This is a genomic window from Brucella sp. TWI432, from assembly GCF_039674445.1.
Classification (GTDB): domain Bacteria; phylum Pseudomonadota; class Alphaproteobacteria; order Rhizobiales; family Rhizobiaceae; genus Brucella; species Brucella chromiisoli.
Map to the genome: position 1 here is coordinate 25040 of NZ_JBDJNL010000004.1, position 14582 is coordinate 39621.

The window sequence follows — 14582 nt, forward strand, 5'->3', positions numbered from 1 at the left end:
CCGGCCCTCCTGATGTTAATAGCTGCGCCCGGCTCTCAAATGCGAACACAGCCCCCTACGCAAACTTCACCTCAATGACTTGAGTATTTCTTTAAAAGACGCCTCTCCTTTGGACACCGTTTGAACAAGAGCGCCTTGATCCAAAACAATCGCCTGATCACAAATTCGTGCTTCACGCTGAATATGTGTTGCAATCAACAATGTGCGTCCTTTGGCCTGTTCATTGAGACGAGAAAGCACGTCTTTGGCGGTCGCCTCATCTAGCCCCTCGGTCGGCTCATCAAGGAGCCATAAAGGTGCATCGGTCAGGAACAAGCGAGCAAGCGCCAAGCGTCTCGCCTGACCGCCGGAAACGCCAAGTCCCCCTTCGCCCAAAATCGTATCGAGCCCATCGGCCTGGGCTTTCATAAAATCGGCAAGTCCGGCAGCTTCCAATGCGGCAAGCAGTTGCGCGTCGGTTGCATCGGGTTTTGCAAGCTTGAGATTATTGCGCAGACTGTCTTTGAAAAGTTCCGTTCTCTGCGTCAGAAGGCGTACAGGCATAACTGCAACCGCACCGCTTTTTGCAGCGATTTCACCGGCCAGAACATTGAAGAGAGTTGATTTACCCGCACCGCTTGTGCCGATGATTGCGACATGTGCACCGGCTTTGATAATGAGATCGATATCTTCGAGCGCATTTACGGTTGAACCTTCATGGCAGACTGTAACGTGATTGAGAACAACCGCATTTCCCGGCTCAGGCAATGGAAGCGTTGTCAGCGCCTCTGATGCTTCAAGTGCAGGCCCGACGCGACGCGCAGCAAGTATTGTGCGGCCCAGTTCCATCGCGCCGCGACGCAGGGCAACGAACGGTTCCATCGCACCAAGGATAATGAGAACGCCAAGGGCTGCAACCGGCGCGTTGATCAGGTCCGCCTGCATAAGCAACCCAACCCCGATCAACCCACCCGCCAGAAGGCCAGCATGCAAAATGCCAAGACCTGCTCCTGTCAAAATCTCAATTCGATTGAGAATACGGTCACTTGTTGCAATGTAGCCATCGGCGTGCATGACGCTCGAATTCTGGGCATCCATACGGCCAGCCATGATAAGTTCAGTTTGACCGGCGACCAGATCAATCGTTCGCGCCCGCAACGCTTCGGTGCCTTTTGCACGCTGCCGCATTGGCTTTTCAGAGCGTCGGGATGCAATAAGCGGTAAGCCAAGCCCCACAAAAAGCAGCGTCAAAGCCACGGTCAACCCGAAAAGCGGATGCATCAATCCAAGCGCGAAACCCGCAACAAGTGCGGTTGCAAGAGCTGCTCCTGCAGGCACCAGAACCCGCAAATACAGTGAATCCAGCGCATCGATGTCGGCGGTCAGCCGGAATAGTAGCCGCGCTGGACGTTTAAGCAGAGCGCTGGCAGCTGCCGGACGCGCCCAGCTTCTAAACAGCTTTTCGCGTAACGCTGCAAGGATGGCCAATGTGGCTTCATGCGTGACAAGCCGCTCCAGATAACGCGTTCCGGTACGAAGGATCGCAAAAAACCGGATGCCGGCGGCAGGCATGAACACATCAAATATGATTGCGGTTGACGCGCTCAATCCAGCAATCGCAGTCGCCGTGATAAACCATCCAGAAAGTCCAAGCAGTGCAATCCCTGCCAGAACAGTCATGGTTGCACTAAGGATACCCGCGTAAAGAAGCTTGCCTTTGGTCTTGAAAAACAGATTGAAAATGGGGCGGAGTGCTTGAAATCCGTTCATTCCGCAGCCCTCCTCTGGAAGAGTTGCGTATTGGCATTCTCGTCATCAAGCCGAACAATCCGATCCATACGGCTCGCAAGCTTCTCGTCATGGGTGGCTATGATAAGTGTTTTTCCCTTGGCGAGGCTGATAAGGCTCTCCGCTATGCGATCGGCCGTTTCATGGTCGAGATGCGCAGTCGGCTCATCGGCAAGGATAATGTCGGCCTGTTGATCAACGGCGATGCGCGCAAGCGCCAGTCGCAGCGCTTCGCCACCGGAAAGACCTGCCCCATTTTCGCCGATCGCCCCGGAACCGGTAACACCCGTGACGTGGCTCAACGCCATTTGTTCGATGATCGTTGCTGTCTTTTTTACATCAAGGGCGCGGCCCAGCGTAATGTTTTGCCGTGCACTGCCAGCAAAAATATGCGGCCTCTGCCCCACCCATCGCATTCTTGCGCGAAGGGCCTGAGCCGTCTCATTGTTAAGGACAGCACCGCCAATTCGAATTTCACCTTGTTGGGGAGATGCAAGTCCAGCGATCAACGCCAGCAATGTTGATTTTCCATAACCGCTTGGTGCAAGAAGCGCTATATTTTCGCCTGGCTCTATATCCAGATTGAAGTGCTCAAACACGCCTGCACCGGTAGCGTAGTGAAATCCGATATCGCGCAACACCAACGAAGGCTCGGTTTCAATCAAGTTCTCGGGACTGTCTGTGGACTTGATGCCGCCCACAACCGGCATTTCATACTTTGCTATATCTTCCAAAGCATCAATTGCCGCTTCGCCTGAAGCGCGATCATGCCAAACGGCAGAGAGATCACGCAGCGGCTCAAAAAATGCCGGTGAAAGCAGGAGAACGAACAAGCCTTCAGCAAGCGTGAGCTTGTGGCCCCAGGCGCCGAAATTCAGCTGGCCGAGCAGATGAAAGCCAATATAAACGGCCACCATGGCAACGCCTATCGCCGCAAAAAGTTCAAGAACAGCTGATGACAGAAAAGCAATACGCAAAACGATCATCGTTTTTCTGCGCAGCGTCTCGGCGTTGTCACGCAGCCGGGTGGCCGTCATATCGACCGCATGAAAACTACGGATCGTTGCAAGTCCGCGCAGACGATCAAGCAAAAAGCCATTCATGTCACCCAGTGCAACAAGCTGCTTCTCGCTTGCAGCTTTTGCGCGCCAGCCGATCAACGCCATGAAGATCGGGATCAAAGGTGCTGCAATCAGCAGAACAAGGGCAGCAGCCCATGAAAACCAAAAAACTGCAAAAAATATTGCCAGCGGCACCAACATCACGCGAATGCGCACAGGTACAAAGCGCGACATATAGGGCACGACCATTTCGGCCTGCTCTGCCAAGATGCTTGCCGCCTCACCGGACGATGATCGAGAGGTGTCGAGAGGGGAGCGTTGCGATAACGCGAAAACTGCCTTTTCGCGCAGGTTGCTCAGCTCTGAACGTGCTGCATCATAAGCCTGCGCTGCACCGCGCGCGTCAAGCATGCTGCGAAGAGAGCCAAGAACAAACAAACCTGCTGCCAGATAATAAATTGTCGCGTCAAAACCAACACTGGCGAGTTGGCCGATGCCATAGGCGATAAGTGCAGCCTGTGGCAGCCACAAAAGCGCTGCCACAGCCTGAAGCCTTGCCCCCTTTTTCAGAGCAGACGGAACTGCACGACGGCTTGAACGGCGTTTATCGCCTGTTGCTTGACCGTCTTCCTGTGTTGCGTCTTCCGTTCTGGGGGCAACGGTTGTCACTCTCGTTTAGGCTCCTTTTTGGCCGCTGTTCTACCGCGTCCAAGAGCGACAATTCTGTCTGTCGTTTCAAGGAAACGGGTCACCTTGGCACCAAGCGCCAGAAGGCTGGTTAATCGGTCCGTGTCGAGCTTCTTAACGTCGTCATACCAATTGGTGAGGCGCTCGATCAGCGCATACATGTCCTTCATGCGCTCTTGCGCAAAACGGTCATTTGCATCTTGCGGTTGCTCCATCAGCACTTCCCGCAACACCGAAAGCGTTGGATCGATTTCGCGTTTCTTACGTTCTTCCGCCAAAGTGCGTAAGATCACCCAAACATCACCGGGCGTTGTGAAAAAGTCGCGACGATCACCTGGTATATGCTTGAGCAGCACAAGGTTCCAACCCTGTAACTCGCGAATACCCATTGAGACATTGGATCGTGAGACGCCAAGCGCATCTACAATATCGTCAGCACAAAGAGGCTCGGATGAAAGATAGAGCAACGCATAAATCTGACCAACCGTGCGGTTGATACCCCAGCGGCTACCCATCTCTCCAAAGTGGAGCACAAACGACTGAACAATTGGCGATAATTCCAAGTTCTCTCTCCCGTAAATTCTGAATTTTCAGAAATTACTGAAATTCAGATAATTCAAATTGCCTGAACCTTCAATCCGCATGCCTTGATGCGAGGGCATATAGACAATTAGCCGCAGCCCTCAGCACTCCTCCAAATGCTTCAAGCCAACGCTTCCGACAGCTATTTTTTGTCGGAAGATGAAGGAAGCTCTTTACTGTCCTGCGTTTGATCACGATGAATCACTGCGCGGCTCAGCAACATGAGCGTTACCGGCGTTGTGATGACCACAAAGACGGCAATCAACACTTCATGCAGAATCGGCTTGGATTGCAAGATGGAGAAAAACAGGACCGAAGCAATCAGGATTCCACCGGCACCGAAGGACGAACCAATCGTTGGCGTATGAATGCGTTCATAAAAACTCTTCAAACGAACCAATCCGATGCAGCCGACAAGCGTCAGAAAGGCACCGCCAACAAGAAAGAACGAAACAATGATAGCGGCCCATACGGGCAGATCTGCAGCTCCGATCATTCGATCACCTCCCCGCGCATCAGGAATTTGGCAAGTGCAACTGTTGCAACAAAACCGAGCAGCGAAATAATAAGGGCTGCTTCATAGTAAATGACGCTGCCCGTGCGCATGCCAAATGTAAGCAGAAGTAGCAGTGCATTGAGATATAGAGCATCTGTTGCCAGCACACGGTCTTGCGCGCGTGGCCCTATAAGCAAACGATAAACAACACAACCCATCGCAGCAACCAGCATGACCTGAGCTGCCAGCAGTGACCAGAAAAGAATAACTGCACTCATGCTGACTGCTCCTCTTTCACCACATCCGTCGCGCCAAATATACGAATAAGCGGCTGTTCGTAGCGCTGCTTGATCTTGGCGCGCCAGCTTTTTGCATCGTCAAGATCAAGCACATGAATCGTCAGCACTTTTCGCGCAACGTTATAGTCTACCCATGCTGTTCCGGGTGCTGCGGTAATAATACAAGCAAGCACGGCCAATGCAGACCGGTTTTCCAGTTCCAACGGTATGACCACAAAGCCAGGATGGTGCGCTTTTCTGGGCGACAGGATCAATTTTACAACCGATAAATTCGACATCATAATATCGATGCTGACAACGCAGAACAACCATATCATCGTTGGGAGCGAGCGCAGATGGTTTTTTTGCGGCTGCAAAGCAGTCATCGCATAACAGGCCAACAGTGATATCACGATGCCCAATAAGAATTGCGCCCGCGTGAAACCATTCAATAAAAGCCAGAACAGGATGAGAGAGACGAAAAGAAGCGGGTAAGGCAGTATTTTTCTCATTTTACCTCCACCGTTTCTCCACCCACACGCGGCGCATTCAAAACACTATTGATGTAGTCCTTTGGACTATGCAGCGAGCGTGCCGTTGCATCCATATATTGCATCGCCGGACCGGCTGCGATTGTAAGCGCCAGACAGACGCCTAGAAGACCGGCTATCGGCACCACTTCACGTACCAGCACACGCGGCACATTTCCTTCAAGTGAGGCCCAGAATGTACGTATTCCTGTGCGCGTCATGGCAATAAGTGCCGAAAGGCCCGAAAGCAGAATAAGCGCAATCAGCGCCCAGCTTGCAGGGCTCACTGGCATGGCGAGCGTCGGGGCCGCGCCGTCTCCATTGAATATGGCAGCAAGAATAAGGAATTTTGCGATAAAGCCGGAGAATGGCGGCAAACCAATCAACAAAATCGCAACAATGGCAAAACATGTGCCCAGAATAGCAAGGGTAGCGGGTAGAACAACGCCGACTTCCTCTTCCTCTTCTTCTTCCTCATCGTCACCATAGGCTTCAATCGTGACGGCAAGAACATTTGCTGCCGCATCCTGACCCCGCTCCACGAGCTCTATCAGCAAAAAGAAGGCTGCAATCGTCAGTGTAGAACTGACCATGTAGAAGAGTGCGGCCCCCGTCATCGCCGTATTACCGCTGCCGATTGCGGCAAGAAGAGTGCCTGATGATACCAGAATACTATAGCTCGCCAGACGCCCCATGGCCTGTGAAGCCACCACGCCAATCAGCCCAAAAGCCAGCGTGACCATACCGCCATAATAAAGCCAGTCATTGCCAAAACCATAGGATTCACCGGCACCGATACCGAACATCAATGGCGATAAGCGCAGCAGCACGTAAATGCCGACTTTACTCATGATGGCAAAGATCGCAGCAATCGGAGCCGCCGCTGCCGTATAGGTTGGCACCAGCCAGAAATTAAGCGGCCACATGCCAGCTTTCACCAGAAAGGCGACAGCGAGAACAGCGGCACCCGCTTCGAGCAACATGCGATCTTCGGCTGCAACCTGTGAAATTTTTTGCGCCAGATCCGCCATATTGAGCGTCCCTGTTACACCGTAAATCAGGCTGACACCGATCAGGAACAGTGACGATGCGACAAGATTGACGGCGATATAATGCATGCCTGCCTTGACACGTGCAGGGCCAGAGCCATGCAGCGCCAAACCATAAGATGCAGCCAGCATGACTTCAAAAAAGACGAAAAGATTGAACAGATCACCCGTCAAAAACGCGCCATTCAGCCCCATCAACAAAAGCTGGAAGATCGTATGAAAATTCGGGCTCGCCTTGTGCCAATGCGCCAATGCAAAGCTCAATGCAGCCAGTGCCAGCACGCTGGTCAGCATCAGCATAAGCGCCGAAAGTCTGTCCAAAACCAGCACAATCCCAAAGGGCGCAGGCCAGTTGCCAATCAGATAAACCTCTGCCGCGGGCGCTTTTTCGCTCGCAACCCCCAAAAGCGTAAAAGCAATATAGATCAGGCCGATGATGGAGACTGTATTGATCACCATCTTCAATTTGCGCTTGCGTTCATCAAACAACAGCAGCAATGCGGCCGTGACAAGCGGCAGGAGAATGGGCGCTACGATGAGGTGCGATTTCCAATCCATCATCTCTTCTCCTTGCCGTCGACATGATCGGTGCGTGTCAGTCCGCGTGAAGCGAGCAACACGACAAGGAAAAGCGCAGTCATTGCAAAGCCGATAACGATAGCAGTCAATACGAGTGCCTGTGGCACGGGGTCGGTATATTGCGCGGCCTGAACATTGATGCCGGTATCAAGCACCGGCGGCGCATTGGTGCGCAGGCGCCCCATCGAAAAGATAAACAGATTGACCGCATAAGAGACAAGCGCCAGACCAATGGCAACCTGAAACGTGCGCGGACGCAGGATCAGCCACACGCCAGATGACATCAATACGCCAATTGCTATAGCGAGAACGAGTTCCATCAGTTCTCCTCCTTCGCAGCGGCAAGTTTTTCGACGCGGTGTTTACGGATCGACTGATGCGCGAGCGCAATCAACATAAGAACGGTGGCACCCACGACCAGTGCGAAAACGCCAATATCAAACAGAAGCGCACTTGCGACAGGCATTTTTCCGACATGCGGTATATCTGCATACTGGAAGAATGTTGTCAGGAACGGATAGCCAAACAACCACGCGCCTGCTCCGGTGGCCGCTGCAATCAGCAAACCAAAACCGATCCATCGAACGGGCAGGATACGCAAATGATCTTCGACCCAGCGCGTACCAGCCGCCAGATATTGCAGAATGAACGCAATTGCTAACGTAATACCGGCTGCAAACCCACCACCCGGCAGGTCGTGCCCCCGCAGGATCAGATGCACCGCAAGAACGATAATGACTGGGAACAGCCATTTCATGACAACAGACGGCACAGCCAGATAATCGGTCAGGGTTTCCCCTTTTTCACGATCATCCATTGCCTCATCATAAGCATCTTGAATCTTCTGCTGGGCTGTTGAACCGGTGCTGTCCGGTGCCGGACGGAAACGTCGCAGCAACGCAAAGACCGTCAACCCAACAATGCCGAGAACCGCAATTTCACCAAACGTATCAAATGCGCGGAAATCGACCAGAGTGACGTTTACGACATTCTTACCGCCGCCGCCCGAATAGGCATTTTCCAGGAAGTAATCTCCAATACCTTTCGGTGATGGACGCGTCATCATCGCATAAGAGACAATGAACACACCAATGCCTGCTCCAATCGCCAGCGCGAAGTCGCGATAGCGACGAATTCTCGGCCCGAATTTAACAGGAACCGGGTCTGGATCTTCCCAGCGCTTGGGCAGCCAGCGCAAGCCAAGCAGAAGCAGCACAGTCGTAACAATTTCGACCAGCAACTGCGTCACGGCAAGATCAGGAGCAGACAGCCACACGAATGTAATACAAGTGATAAGGCCTGCACCGCCGAGCAATATGAGCGCCGCAAGGCGATGATATTTAGCCTGATAGGCTGCGCCAATGGCACAGGCACCGCCCAAAATCCAAAGACCAGCAAAAATCGGGTCAACAGGCTGTACGCCCATCACCCCCACGTGAATTCCGTCTTCGAAGAGCGGCCACGCTGCGGCAACGATGGCAAAAACAACAACAAGGCGAAGCTGTGGCTGAAGTCTGCGTGTACTGAATAGATTTTCGGCCTTACGCGCCCAGTTCCACGACACCGTCACCAGCACGCGTTCAAAAATACGCTGCCCTTGCAAGTGGCGGAAGAACGGCGGTCCGTCCTCGCTTGTCGCAAGATAATTTTTGAGCGCCCAGAACAGAATGATCCCGCCAATCATTGCAACAATACTCATCATCAGCGGCAAATTGAAACCATGCCAGACCGAAAGACTATATTGTGGTGTCGCATCACCCAGCACGGATACCACAGCCGCATGCAGGAAGGAGCCGATTGCGATATTTGGAATGATGCCAATGACCAGGCAGAGCAGAACCAGAAGTTCAATCGGACGGCGCATCCAGTGCGGCGGCTCATGCGGCGTTTTTGGCAGATCATGCGGCGGTGGACCAAAGAAGGTCGAGTAAATAAACCGAACCGAATAGGCGACCGTGAATATGCCTGCAAGCGTGGCAATATAAGGCGTCACCGTATCAAGCGCCGATGCCATATGCGTTTCAACCGCTTCGGCAAAGAACATCTCTTTGGACAGAAACCCATTAAGCAGCGGAACGCCCGCCATGGATGCACTTGCGACCATCGCAAGTGTGGCGGTATATGGCATAGCGCGCGCCAGTCCGCTTAGCTTGCGCATGTCCCGCGTGCCGGTTTCATGATCGATAATGCCAGCAGCCATAAAAAGCGATGCTTTGAAGATCGCGTGATTGACCATATGGAAAATGGCAGCAACGGCCGCAAGCGGACTGCCAAGGCTCAGCAGTGCTGTGACAAGCCCAAGATTGCTGATGGTTGAATAGGCCAGCAAGCCTTTAAGGTCCTGCTGAAACACAGCAAAGAAGCTACCGATGAGCAGCGTTGTGAGGCCCGCGAGGCCCAAAATCCAGAACCATTCTTCGGTGCCGGCAAAGACCGGCCAAAGACGCGCAAGCAGGAACACGCCCGCTTTGACCATGGTTGCGGAATGCAGATAGGCTGACACGGGTGTGGGGGCTGCCATTGCATTGGGCAGCCAGAAATGAAACGGAAACTGGGCTGATTTGGTGAATGCGGCCATCAGAATGAGAAGAAGCGTCACCGTATAAAGCGGATGGGAACGAACCACATTCCCCGCCTCAAGAACTTTATCAAGATCGTAGCTGCCAACGATATGACCAAGCAGCAAAACGCCTGCAAGCAGACAAAAACCGCCGATACCTGTCACGGTCAAGGCCATACGTGCGCCATCACGCGCACTGGCATTGTGATACCAGTAGCCAATGAGCAGGAAGGAGAAAATGCTGGTCAGTTCCCAGAACACGGCGAGCAGCACAATATTGCCCGACAGAACAACACCGAGCATCGCCCCCATGAACGACAGCAGAAAAGAGAAAAAGCGCGGAACCGGATCCTCCGGCGACATATAATAACGCGCATAGATCACCACGAGCAAACCAATGCCGGTGATCAGCATCGCGAAAAGCCACGCAAAGCCATCCATACGGAAGGTTATGTTGAGGCCGTAATTCGGCAGCCAATCGATCGAGCCGCGAACAACGCCACCATTCGATACGATGGGATAAAGACTCGCTGTGATGACGAAGGCGACAAGCGCAATTGCAGCCGTAAACCATGCTGAGCCGCTGCGATCAACCCCCCGAAACAGACCTGTTATAGCGCTGCCAAGAAATGGAAGAAGGACCAGCAAAAAGAGCATCCTGCCGTCCATCGTCATGCGCCACTGGCCTCCATTCCGCAATCAAGGTTGATCCAAAGCAGGCACTGCTTATGCAAAAAGCAACAGGAACGCTCTGGTGAGTTTAAGATAGGAATCATATATTCCGATGTCATTATTATGACCGGCTAGCACTTATTATGGCAATAGCTTTCAATGGCTTATCGCGATATTTTGAATCATTTTATTCTGCGAAAGACCGATAAATGGTGCTTATTCGGCGCGGTTATCCATACAAGAACTCTTTATTGGGCATATTGACGCGTATTTTCTGCAACCGATAATGGGGCTAATAATTCTGTCGCCCAGGTAAAAAAGCCACTCCTAATTATCCAAAAGAGTTTTCGCGAGCTTTTCTGTCTGAACGCGAATGTCTGGAACTGCCGTCACCTCCCAAAAAATCCCCTTCGTCACCGGCCCGACAGCGAAGATTGATCCTGAAGGCTCTCCGTGGGCGTTTAATACCTGTAGATCAGCTGCCACATCCAGACCAAGATCAAGAGCATCGGGCTTCGCAAAACCACCTTCCAATAGGCTCATCAGCGCCGGGTTGCGCGTCGTGGAAAATCGGGGGCTCCCGCCACGGCAATCAATGATTGCTTGCACGTCAAGTTCATCAACGAGATTACTGTGCCTTTTGCGATAGTGAATGGCGATATGCGCGCCCTTGCTCTTCACAGAAGCTAAATGCGCGGCGGTGATCGTGAGTTGTCCTGACCGCTCGGCTGCTTTGATGCGTTCATCAATCGCCGGTGCCATACGATGGCGATGCACATCCCACCATGGCCGCAAGTGACGCAGAAAGCTCTGACGCTGCCGGAGTGGCAATCGACTCCAGATGGCTTTTGTATGAGGCCGCAGCCCATCAATCACGCTGCGCCATCCTTTGCCTTCCTTCTCCTGTTGTTTGATCAGCTTGCGAACACAATGAAGAAGTTCAGGCAATCCATCGGCAATCCGCAGTTGATCCGCTTCAATTGTCAGTGCCTCGGATGGTTCATGCCGTGCCGGAAGTAAACCACGCCGTGAAATCGCATGAATGTTACCCTTATGCCCTCTATCAAGCAGCGAAATGACACTGTCCACCATGGACAGGCCTGTGCCTAAAATTGCCACGGAACTATCGGGGGAAATGTCAAAATAGCCGTTGCTCGACCAATATTCCGCTACAAGATTTCCGGGCGTCGAAATTGCTGCTTCATTGCCTGTTGCCACAATAACAGCATCTGCAATGAAGTTTTGCCCGGCAGAAGTCGTTAATTTGGGGCGCAATCTTTCAAATGCTACGCTTGCAACCTCAGCATGCTCGATAAAAAGGCGGCGGGGCGTGCTTTCGAGATATGGCTTTAGCAAATCATTGAGGTAGAGCCGATACAGACAGCGCGGCGCAAAGGATTGAGCCTGCCAATTGCCAGCATTTGCAGCCTTCGCATTGGTTTGAAGCCAGTTTAAGAAATGGTTCGAGTCATCTGGAAAAGCGCTCATATTGCTGGCGCGGACATTTAAGAGGTGATTGGGGTTAAGCGTGGAATATGCGACCCCTGCTCCGATGTCGCCCGAACGCTCCAAAATGCGAACCGTTGTCTCCGCTGATCGTGCAAGCAATTGCGCGGCCATGAGAACGCCGCTTGCACCACCGCCGATTATAATAAATGACTTCAAACGAATATTACCTCCCTGCCCTGCCGTCTTTCAGGCACCCGCCGGTCTGGCTGAACATTTCCAACGACGTCTCAAACTCCTACAAATTTTGTCAGATTCGCACAAAAACAAAAGAGAAACCTCTTTTGACAACGGATCGATTGAAGAAGATGAAAACCTAACGCATAAAAATCTCACGTTAAAACATGCACTGTTTGCACGCATGTCTTTACCCCCAAACCGGTTTCCACTTTTGGGAGACATGCGTTGTTTGCACGCATGTCTTTACCCCCAAAACCGGTTTCCACTTTTGGGAGACATGCTTTTCGTTGACAGTGTGTTTCAGAATCGCGGGCTGGCTTCTTTTCCTGAAATCGCAATATCTTGCATCAGTTTTTCATATTTGCTGCATTAAGTTCGCAGAGCAGAATCAGTGCCTAAATAGGATAATGAAGATGAGCAATAGCTATATCGGCGCCCTCAAACAGCGTCGCACACAATATGCACTTGGCAAGGTCCTCCCACTTTCCAAGGAAGCAACCGCTGAACTAATCAAAGAAGCGATCAAGCACTCCCCTTCATCCTTTAATTCACAGAGTTCTCGCGCTGTTATTCTTTTTGGCGCAGAGAGCGACAAGCTGTGGAATATCGCCAAGGAAGAACTCCGTAAAATCGTTCCTGCCGATTCATTTGGTGACACCGAAGCCAAGATCAACAGCTTCGCAGCTGGTGCAGGAACCGTTTTGTTCTTTGAAGATCAGGACGTTATTAAAGGCCTTCAGGAAAATTTTGCGCTTTATGCCGATAACTTCCCTATCTGGTCGGAACAGGCGAGCGGCATGGCGCAGCTTTCGGTCTGGTCTGCACTTGCAAATGAAAATATCGGTGCAAGCCTCCAGCATTATAATCCATTGATCGATGCAGAAGTTGCCAAGGTTTTTGGCGTTCCTTCATCCTGGAAGTTGCGTGCGCAAATGCCGTTTGGCTCCAATGAACAGGCCTTTGGCGACAAAGCATTCATGGACGACGCCGAACGCTTCAAAGTCTTTGGCTAAACAAAGCCAACAATAAGGAACGGCTGGAAAATTCCAGCCGTTTTTTATTTCTCGAAGCTGAAGGGCGGCAACTGCTCTAACGCTGATTTCAGTGCCTCTGACCAGCTTTCGGAAACTGTTTGATAATAGGGATCTGTCGCTTCAAAGCGCCTGTGTTCACCGGCGACCAGACTATTGGCTTCATAAATCTGCATATCCAGCGGCAAGCCGACGGACAGGTTGGCTTTGAGCGTTGAATCGAACGAAACCAGCAGCAGCTTCACCGTATCCTCAAAGCTCATTTCCTGCTGATAGGCACGCACCAGAATAGGTCGGCCATATTTATTTTCACCGATCTGAAAGAATGGCGTATCGTCCGAACTTTCGATAAAATTGCCTTCTGGATAAATATAGAACAGCCGCGGTTCTCCGCGCTTGATCTGACCACCCAGAATAAAGGATGCGCCAAAAGCATCGGCATTCTGTCCACCCGTTGCTGAACTTTTAATGACTTCCTTGACAGTGTCACCGATCAGGCGTGCAACCTGAAACATCGACGGCGCATCGAACAGGGAGACGTGGCGATCTTCCGGCGCTTTCATGCGTTCTTCAAGAAGGCTTGCGACCGCTTGCGTTGTCGCCAGATTGCCAGCCGACAAAAGCACGATCACGCGATCACCGGGCTTGGTCCAAACGCGCATTTTCGAGAATTTAGAAATATTATCAAGACCGGCATTTGTCCGCGTATCGGACATGAACACCAGGCCACGGTCAATCTTTATTCCAACGCAATAGGTCATAGATAATTTCCGGCAGGCAGATTCAAAACTGAACCAATCACTGCCCTACATTAATATTGACTGCAAGACTTTCAATGGTTCCGCCAAGCCGAACCCCTGAAATTGGCGCAGCATCGCGATAATCAAGGCCAGTTGCTATCCGCACATAGCGGTCATTGGGACAAACATTGTTCGCCGCATCAAAGCCGATCCAGCCAAGACCGGCGACATGTGCCTCTGCCCATGCGTGGCTTGCGGTCTGATCTTCGACCCCCTCCATGAGCAGATAACCGGAAACATAACGCGCCGGAATGCCAAGAAGCCGAGCAGCAGATACAAAGATATGGCTGTGATCCTGACAAACCCCCTTGCCCGCCGCCAGCGCCGTTTCCGCATTTGTAAAAACGCTCGTCGTTCCCGGCATATAGGCCACTTCGTTATGAATGGTATTCATCATCTCGTGCAACAATGCCAATGGATCCTCCACAGTTGTCAGGCTGTTTGCCAGTGCACGAATACGTTCGCCGGGGCTGGTCAGGCGGGTTTCCCGCTCAAAGAGCCAAAGCGGCGCATAACCATAAACCGGCCCCAGCACACCAACACGGTCTTCCACCTCGACGCTGCCGCTGGCCGTGATGATGATTTCACTGATATTGCGATGGTGCTGCACCAGATCAACCTTGTTGCCAAAACCATCAATATAGGAAACTTCCGGCTCTCCGCCTTCGATTTTCAATTCCCAATGCTTGACCACCTGTCCGGGAAGCGTTGGTGGTCGCAAGCGCAGACGCTGAACCGCATAGGGCACCGGGTTTTCGTAGCGATAATGGGAAACGTGCTGAATATTGAGCAACAAGCGATCAC

At 52.1% G+C, this 14582-nt stretch carries 13 protein-coding genes; 1 reads left to right on the forward strand and 12 read right to left on the reverse strand.

The window, feature by feature from the left end:
- Positions 1-66: 66 nt before the first annotated feature.
- The 10 genes from cydC to ABE527_RS08890 all read right to left on the reverse strand — a co-directional run bounded on the left by cydC (position 67) and on the right by ABE527_RS08890 (position 11926).
- On the reverse strand, positions 67-1749 hold the full coding sequence (gene cydC / locus ABE527_RS08845; RefSeq protein WP_499696695.1) for a thiol reductant ABC exporter subunit CydC: 1683 nt from the start codon (positions 1747-1749) through the stop codon (positions 67-69).
- Positions 1746-3497: a thiol reductant ABC exporter subunit CydD gene (gene cydD, locus ABE527_RS08850; RefSeq protein ID WP_499696696.1), complete on the reverse strand. Its 1752-nt coding sequence runs from the start codon at positions 3495-3497 to the stop codon at positions 1746-1748. The genes cydC and cydD overlap by 4 nt, the downstream gene beginning before the upstream one ends.
- Positions 3494-4078 carry a GbsR/MarR family transcriptional regulator gene (locus ABE527_RS08855; RefSeq protein ID WP_265984240.1) on the reverse strand — a complete coding sequence of 195 codons (585 nt, stop codon included), beginning with the start codon at positions 4076-4078 and terminating at the stop codon, positions 3494-3496. The genes cydD and ABE527_RS08855 overlap by 4 nt, the downstream gene beginning before the upstream one ends.
- A gap of 161 nt (positions 4079-4239) precedes the next feature.
- Positions 4240-4593 carry a monovalent cation/H(+) antiporter subunit G gene (mnhG, locus tag ABE527_RS08860; protein ID WP_265984239.1) on the reverse strand — a complete coding sequence of 118 codons (354 nt, stop codon included), beginning with the start codon at positions 4591-4593 and terminating at the stop codon, positions 4240-4242.
- Positions 4590-4871, reverse strand: coding sequence for a K+/H+ antiporter subunit F (locus ABE527_RS08865; RefSeq protein ID WP_265984238.1), 282 nt, complete (start codon positions 4869-4871; stop codon positions 4590-4592). Before ABE527_RS08865 ends, mnhG begins: the two co-directional genes overlap by 4 nt.
- Positions 4868-5383, reverse strand: a complete 516-nt coding sequence (locus ABE527_RS08870; protein ID WP_265984237.1) for a Na+/H+ antiporter subunit E — start codon at positions 5381-5383, stop codon at positions 4868-4870. The genes ABE527_RS08865 and ABE527_RS08870 overlap by 4 nt, the downstream gene beginning before the upstream one ends.
- Positions 5380-7008 carry a monovalent cation/H+ antiporter subunit D gene (locus tag ABE527_RS08875; protein ID WP_265984483.1) on the reverse strand — a complete coding sequence of 543 codons (1629 nt, stop codon included), beginning with the start codon at positions 7006-7008 and terminating at the stop codon, positions 5380-5382. Before ABE527_RS08875 ends, ABE527_RS08870 begins: the two co-directional genes overlap by 4 nt.
- Positions 7008-7349: a Na+/H+ antiporter subunit C gene (locus ABE527_RS08880; protein WP_265984236.1), complete on the reverse strand. Its 342-nt coding sequence runs from the start codon at positions 7347-7349 to the stop codon at positions 7008-7010. Before ABE527_RS08880 ends, ABE527_RS08875 begins: the two co-directional genes overlap by 1 nt.
- The gene (locus ABE527_RS08885) at positions 7349-10264 is read right to left on the reverse strand and encodes a monovalent cation/H+ antiporter subunit A (protein ID WP_265984235.1); all 2916 of its coding nucleotides are present in this window, start codon (positions 10262-10264) and stop codon (positions 7349-7351) included. The genes ABE527_RS08880 and ABE527_RS08885 overlap by 1 nt, the downstream gene beginning before the upstream one ends.
- Before the next feature lie 324 nt (positions 10265-10588).
- Positions 10589-11926 (reverse strand): FAD/NAD(P)-binding protein, encoded by a 1338-nt coding sequence (locus ABE527_RS08890; protein ID WP_499696697.1) that lies wholly within the window; start codon positions 11924-11926, stop codon positions 10589-10591.
- Between the two features lie 434 nt (positions 11927-12360).
- Here ABE527_RS08890 and ABE527_RS08895 point away from each other — a divergent pair, with 434 nt between their 5' ends.
- Entirely contained in the window at positions 12361-12960 is a 600-nt protein-coding gene (locus tag ABE527_RS08895; protein WP_499694265.1) for a nitroreductase family protein, read from the forward strand.
- A 44-nt stretch (positions 12961-13004) separates the two neighbouring features.
- Here ABE527_RS08895 and ABE527_RS08900 read toward each other — a convergent pair whose 3' ends face one another.
- Positions 13005-13739: a proteasome-type protease gene (locus ABE527_RS08900; RefSeq protein WP_499696698.1), complete on the reverse strand. Its 735-nt coding sequence runs from the start codon at positions 13737-13739 to the stop codon at positions 13005-13007.
- Between the two features lie 37 nt (positions 13740-13776).
- Positions 13777-14574, reverse strand: coding sequence for a transglutaminase family protein (locus tag ABE527_RS08905; RefSeq protein ID WP_499696699.1), 798 nt, complete (start codon positions 14572-14574; stop codon positions 13777-13779).
- Positions 14575-14582 lie beyond the last annotated feature (8 nt).

Coding starts and splice junctions, on each gene's coding strand:
- ABE527_RS08875 (WP_265984483.1), bottom strand. CDS start 7,008: ATGGATTGGAAATCGCACCTCATCGTAGCGCCCATTCTCCTGCCGCTT.
- ABE527_RS08865 (WP_265984238.1), bottom strand. CDS start 4,871: ATGAGTGCAGTTATTCTTTTCTGGTCACTGCTGGCAGCTCAGGTCATG.
- ABE527_RS08870 (WP_265984237.1), bottom strand. CDS start 5,383: ATGAGAAAAATACTGCCTTACCCGCTTCTTTTCGTCTCTCTCATCCTG.
- cydC (WP_499696695.1), bottom strand. CDS start 1,749: ATGAACGGATTTCAAGCACTCCGCCCCATTTTCAATCTGTTTTTCAAG.
- ABE527_RS08880 (WP_265984236.1), bottom strand. CDS start 7,349: ATGGAACTCGTTCTCGCTATAGCAATTGGCGTATTGATGTCATCTGGC.
- ABE527_RS08900 (WP_499696698.1), bottom strand. CDS start 13,739: ATGACCTATTGCGTTGGAATAAAGATTGACCGTGGCCTGGTGTTCATG.
- ABE527_RS08885 (WP_265984235.1), bottom strand. CDS start 10,264: ATGACGATGGACGGCAGGATGCTCTTTTTGCTGGTCCTTCTTCCATTT.
- ABE527_RS08895 (WP_499694265.1), top strand. CDS start 12,361: ATGAGCAATAGCTATATCGGCGCCCTCAAACAGCGTCGCACACAATAT.
- mnhG (WP_265984239.1), bottom strand. CDS start 4,593: ATGATCGGAGCTGCAGATCTGCCCGTATGGGCCGCTATCATTGTTTCG.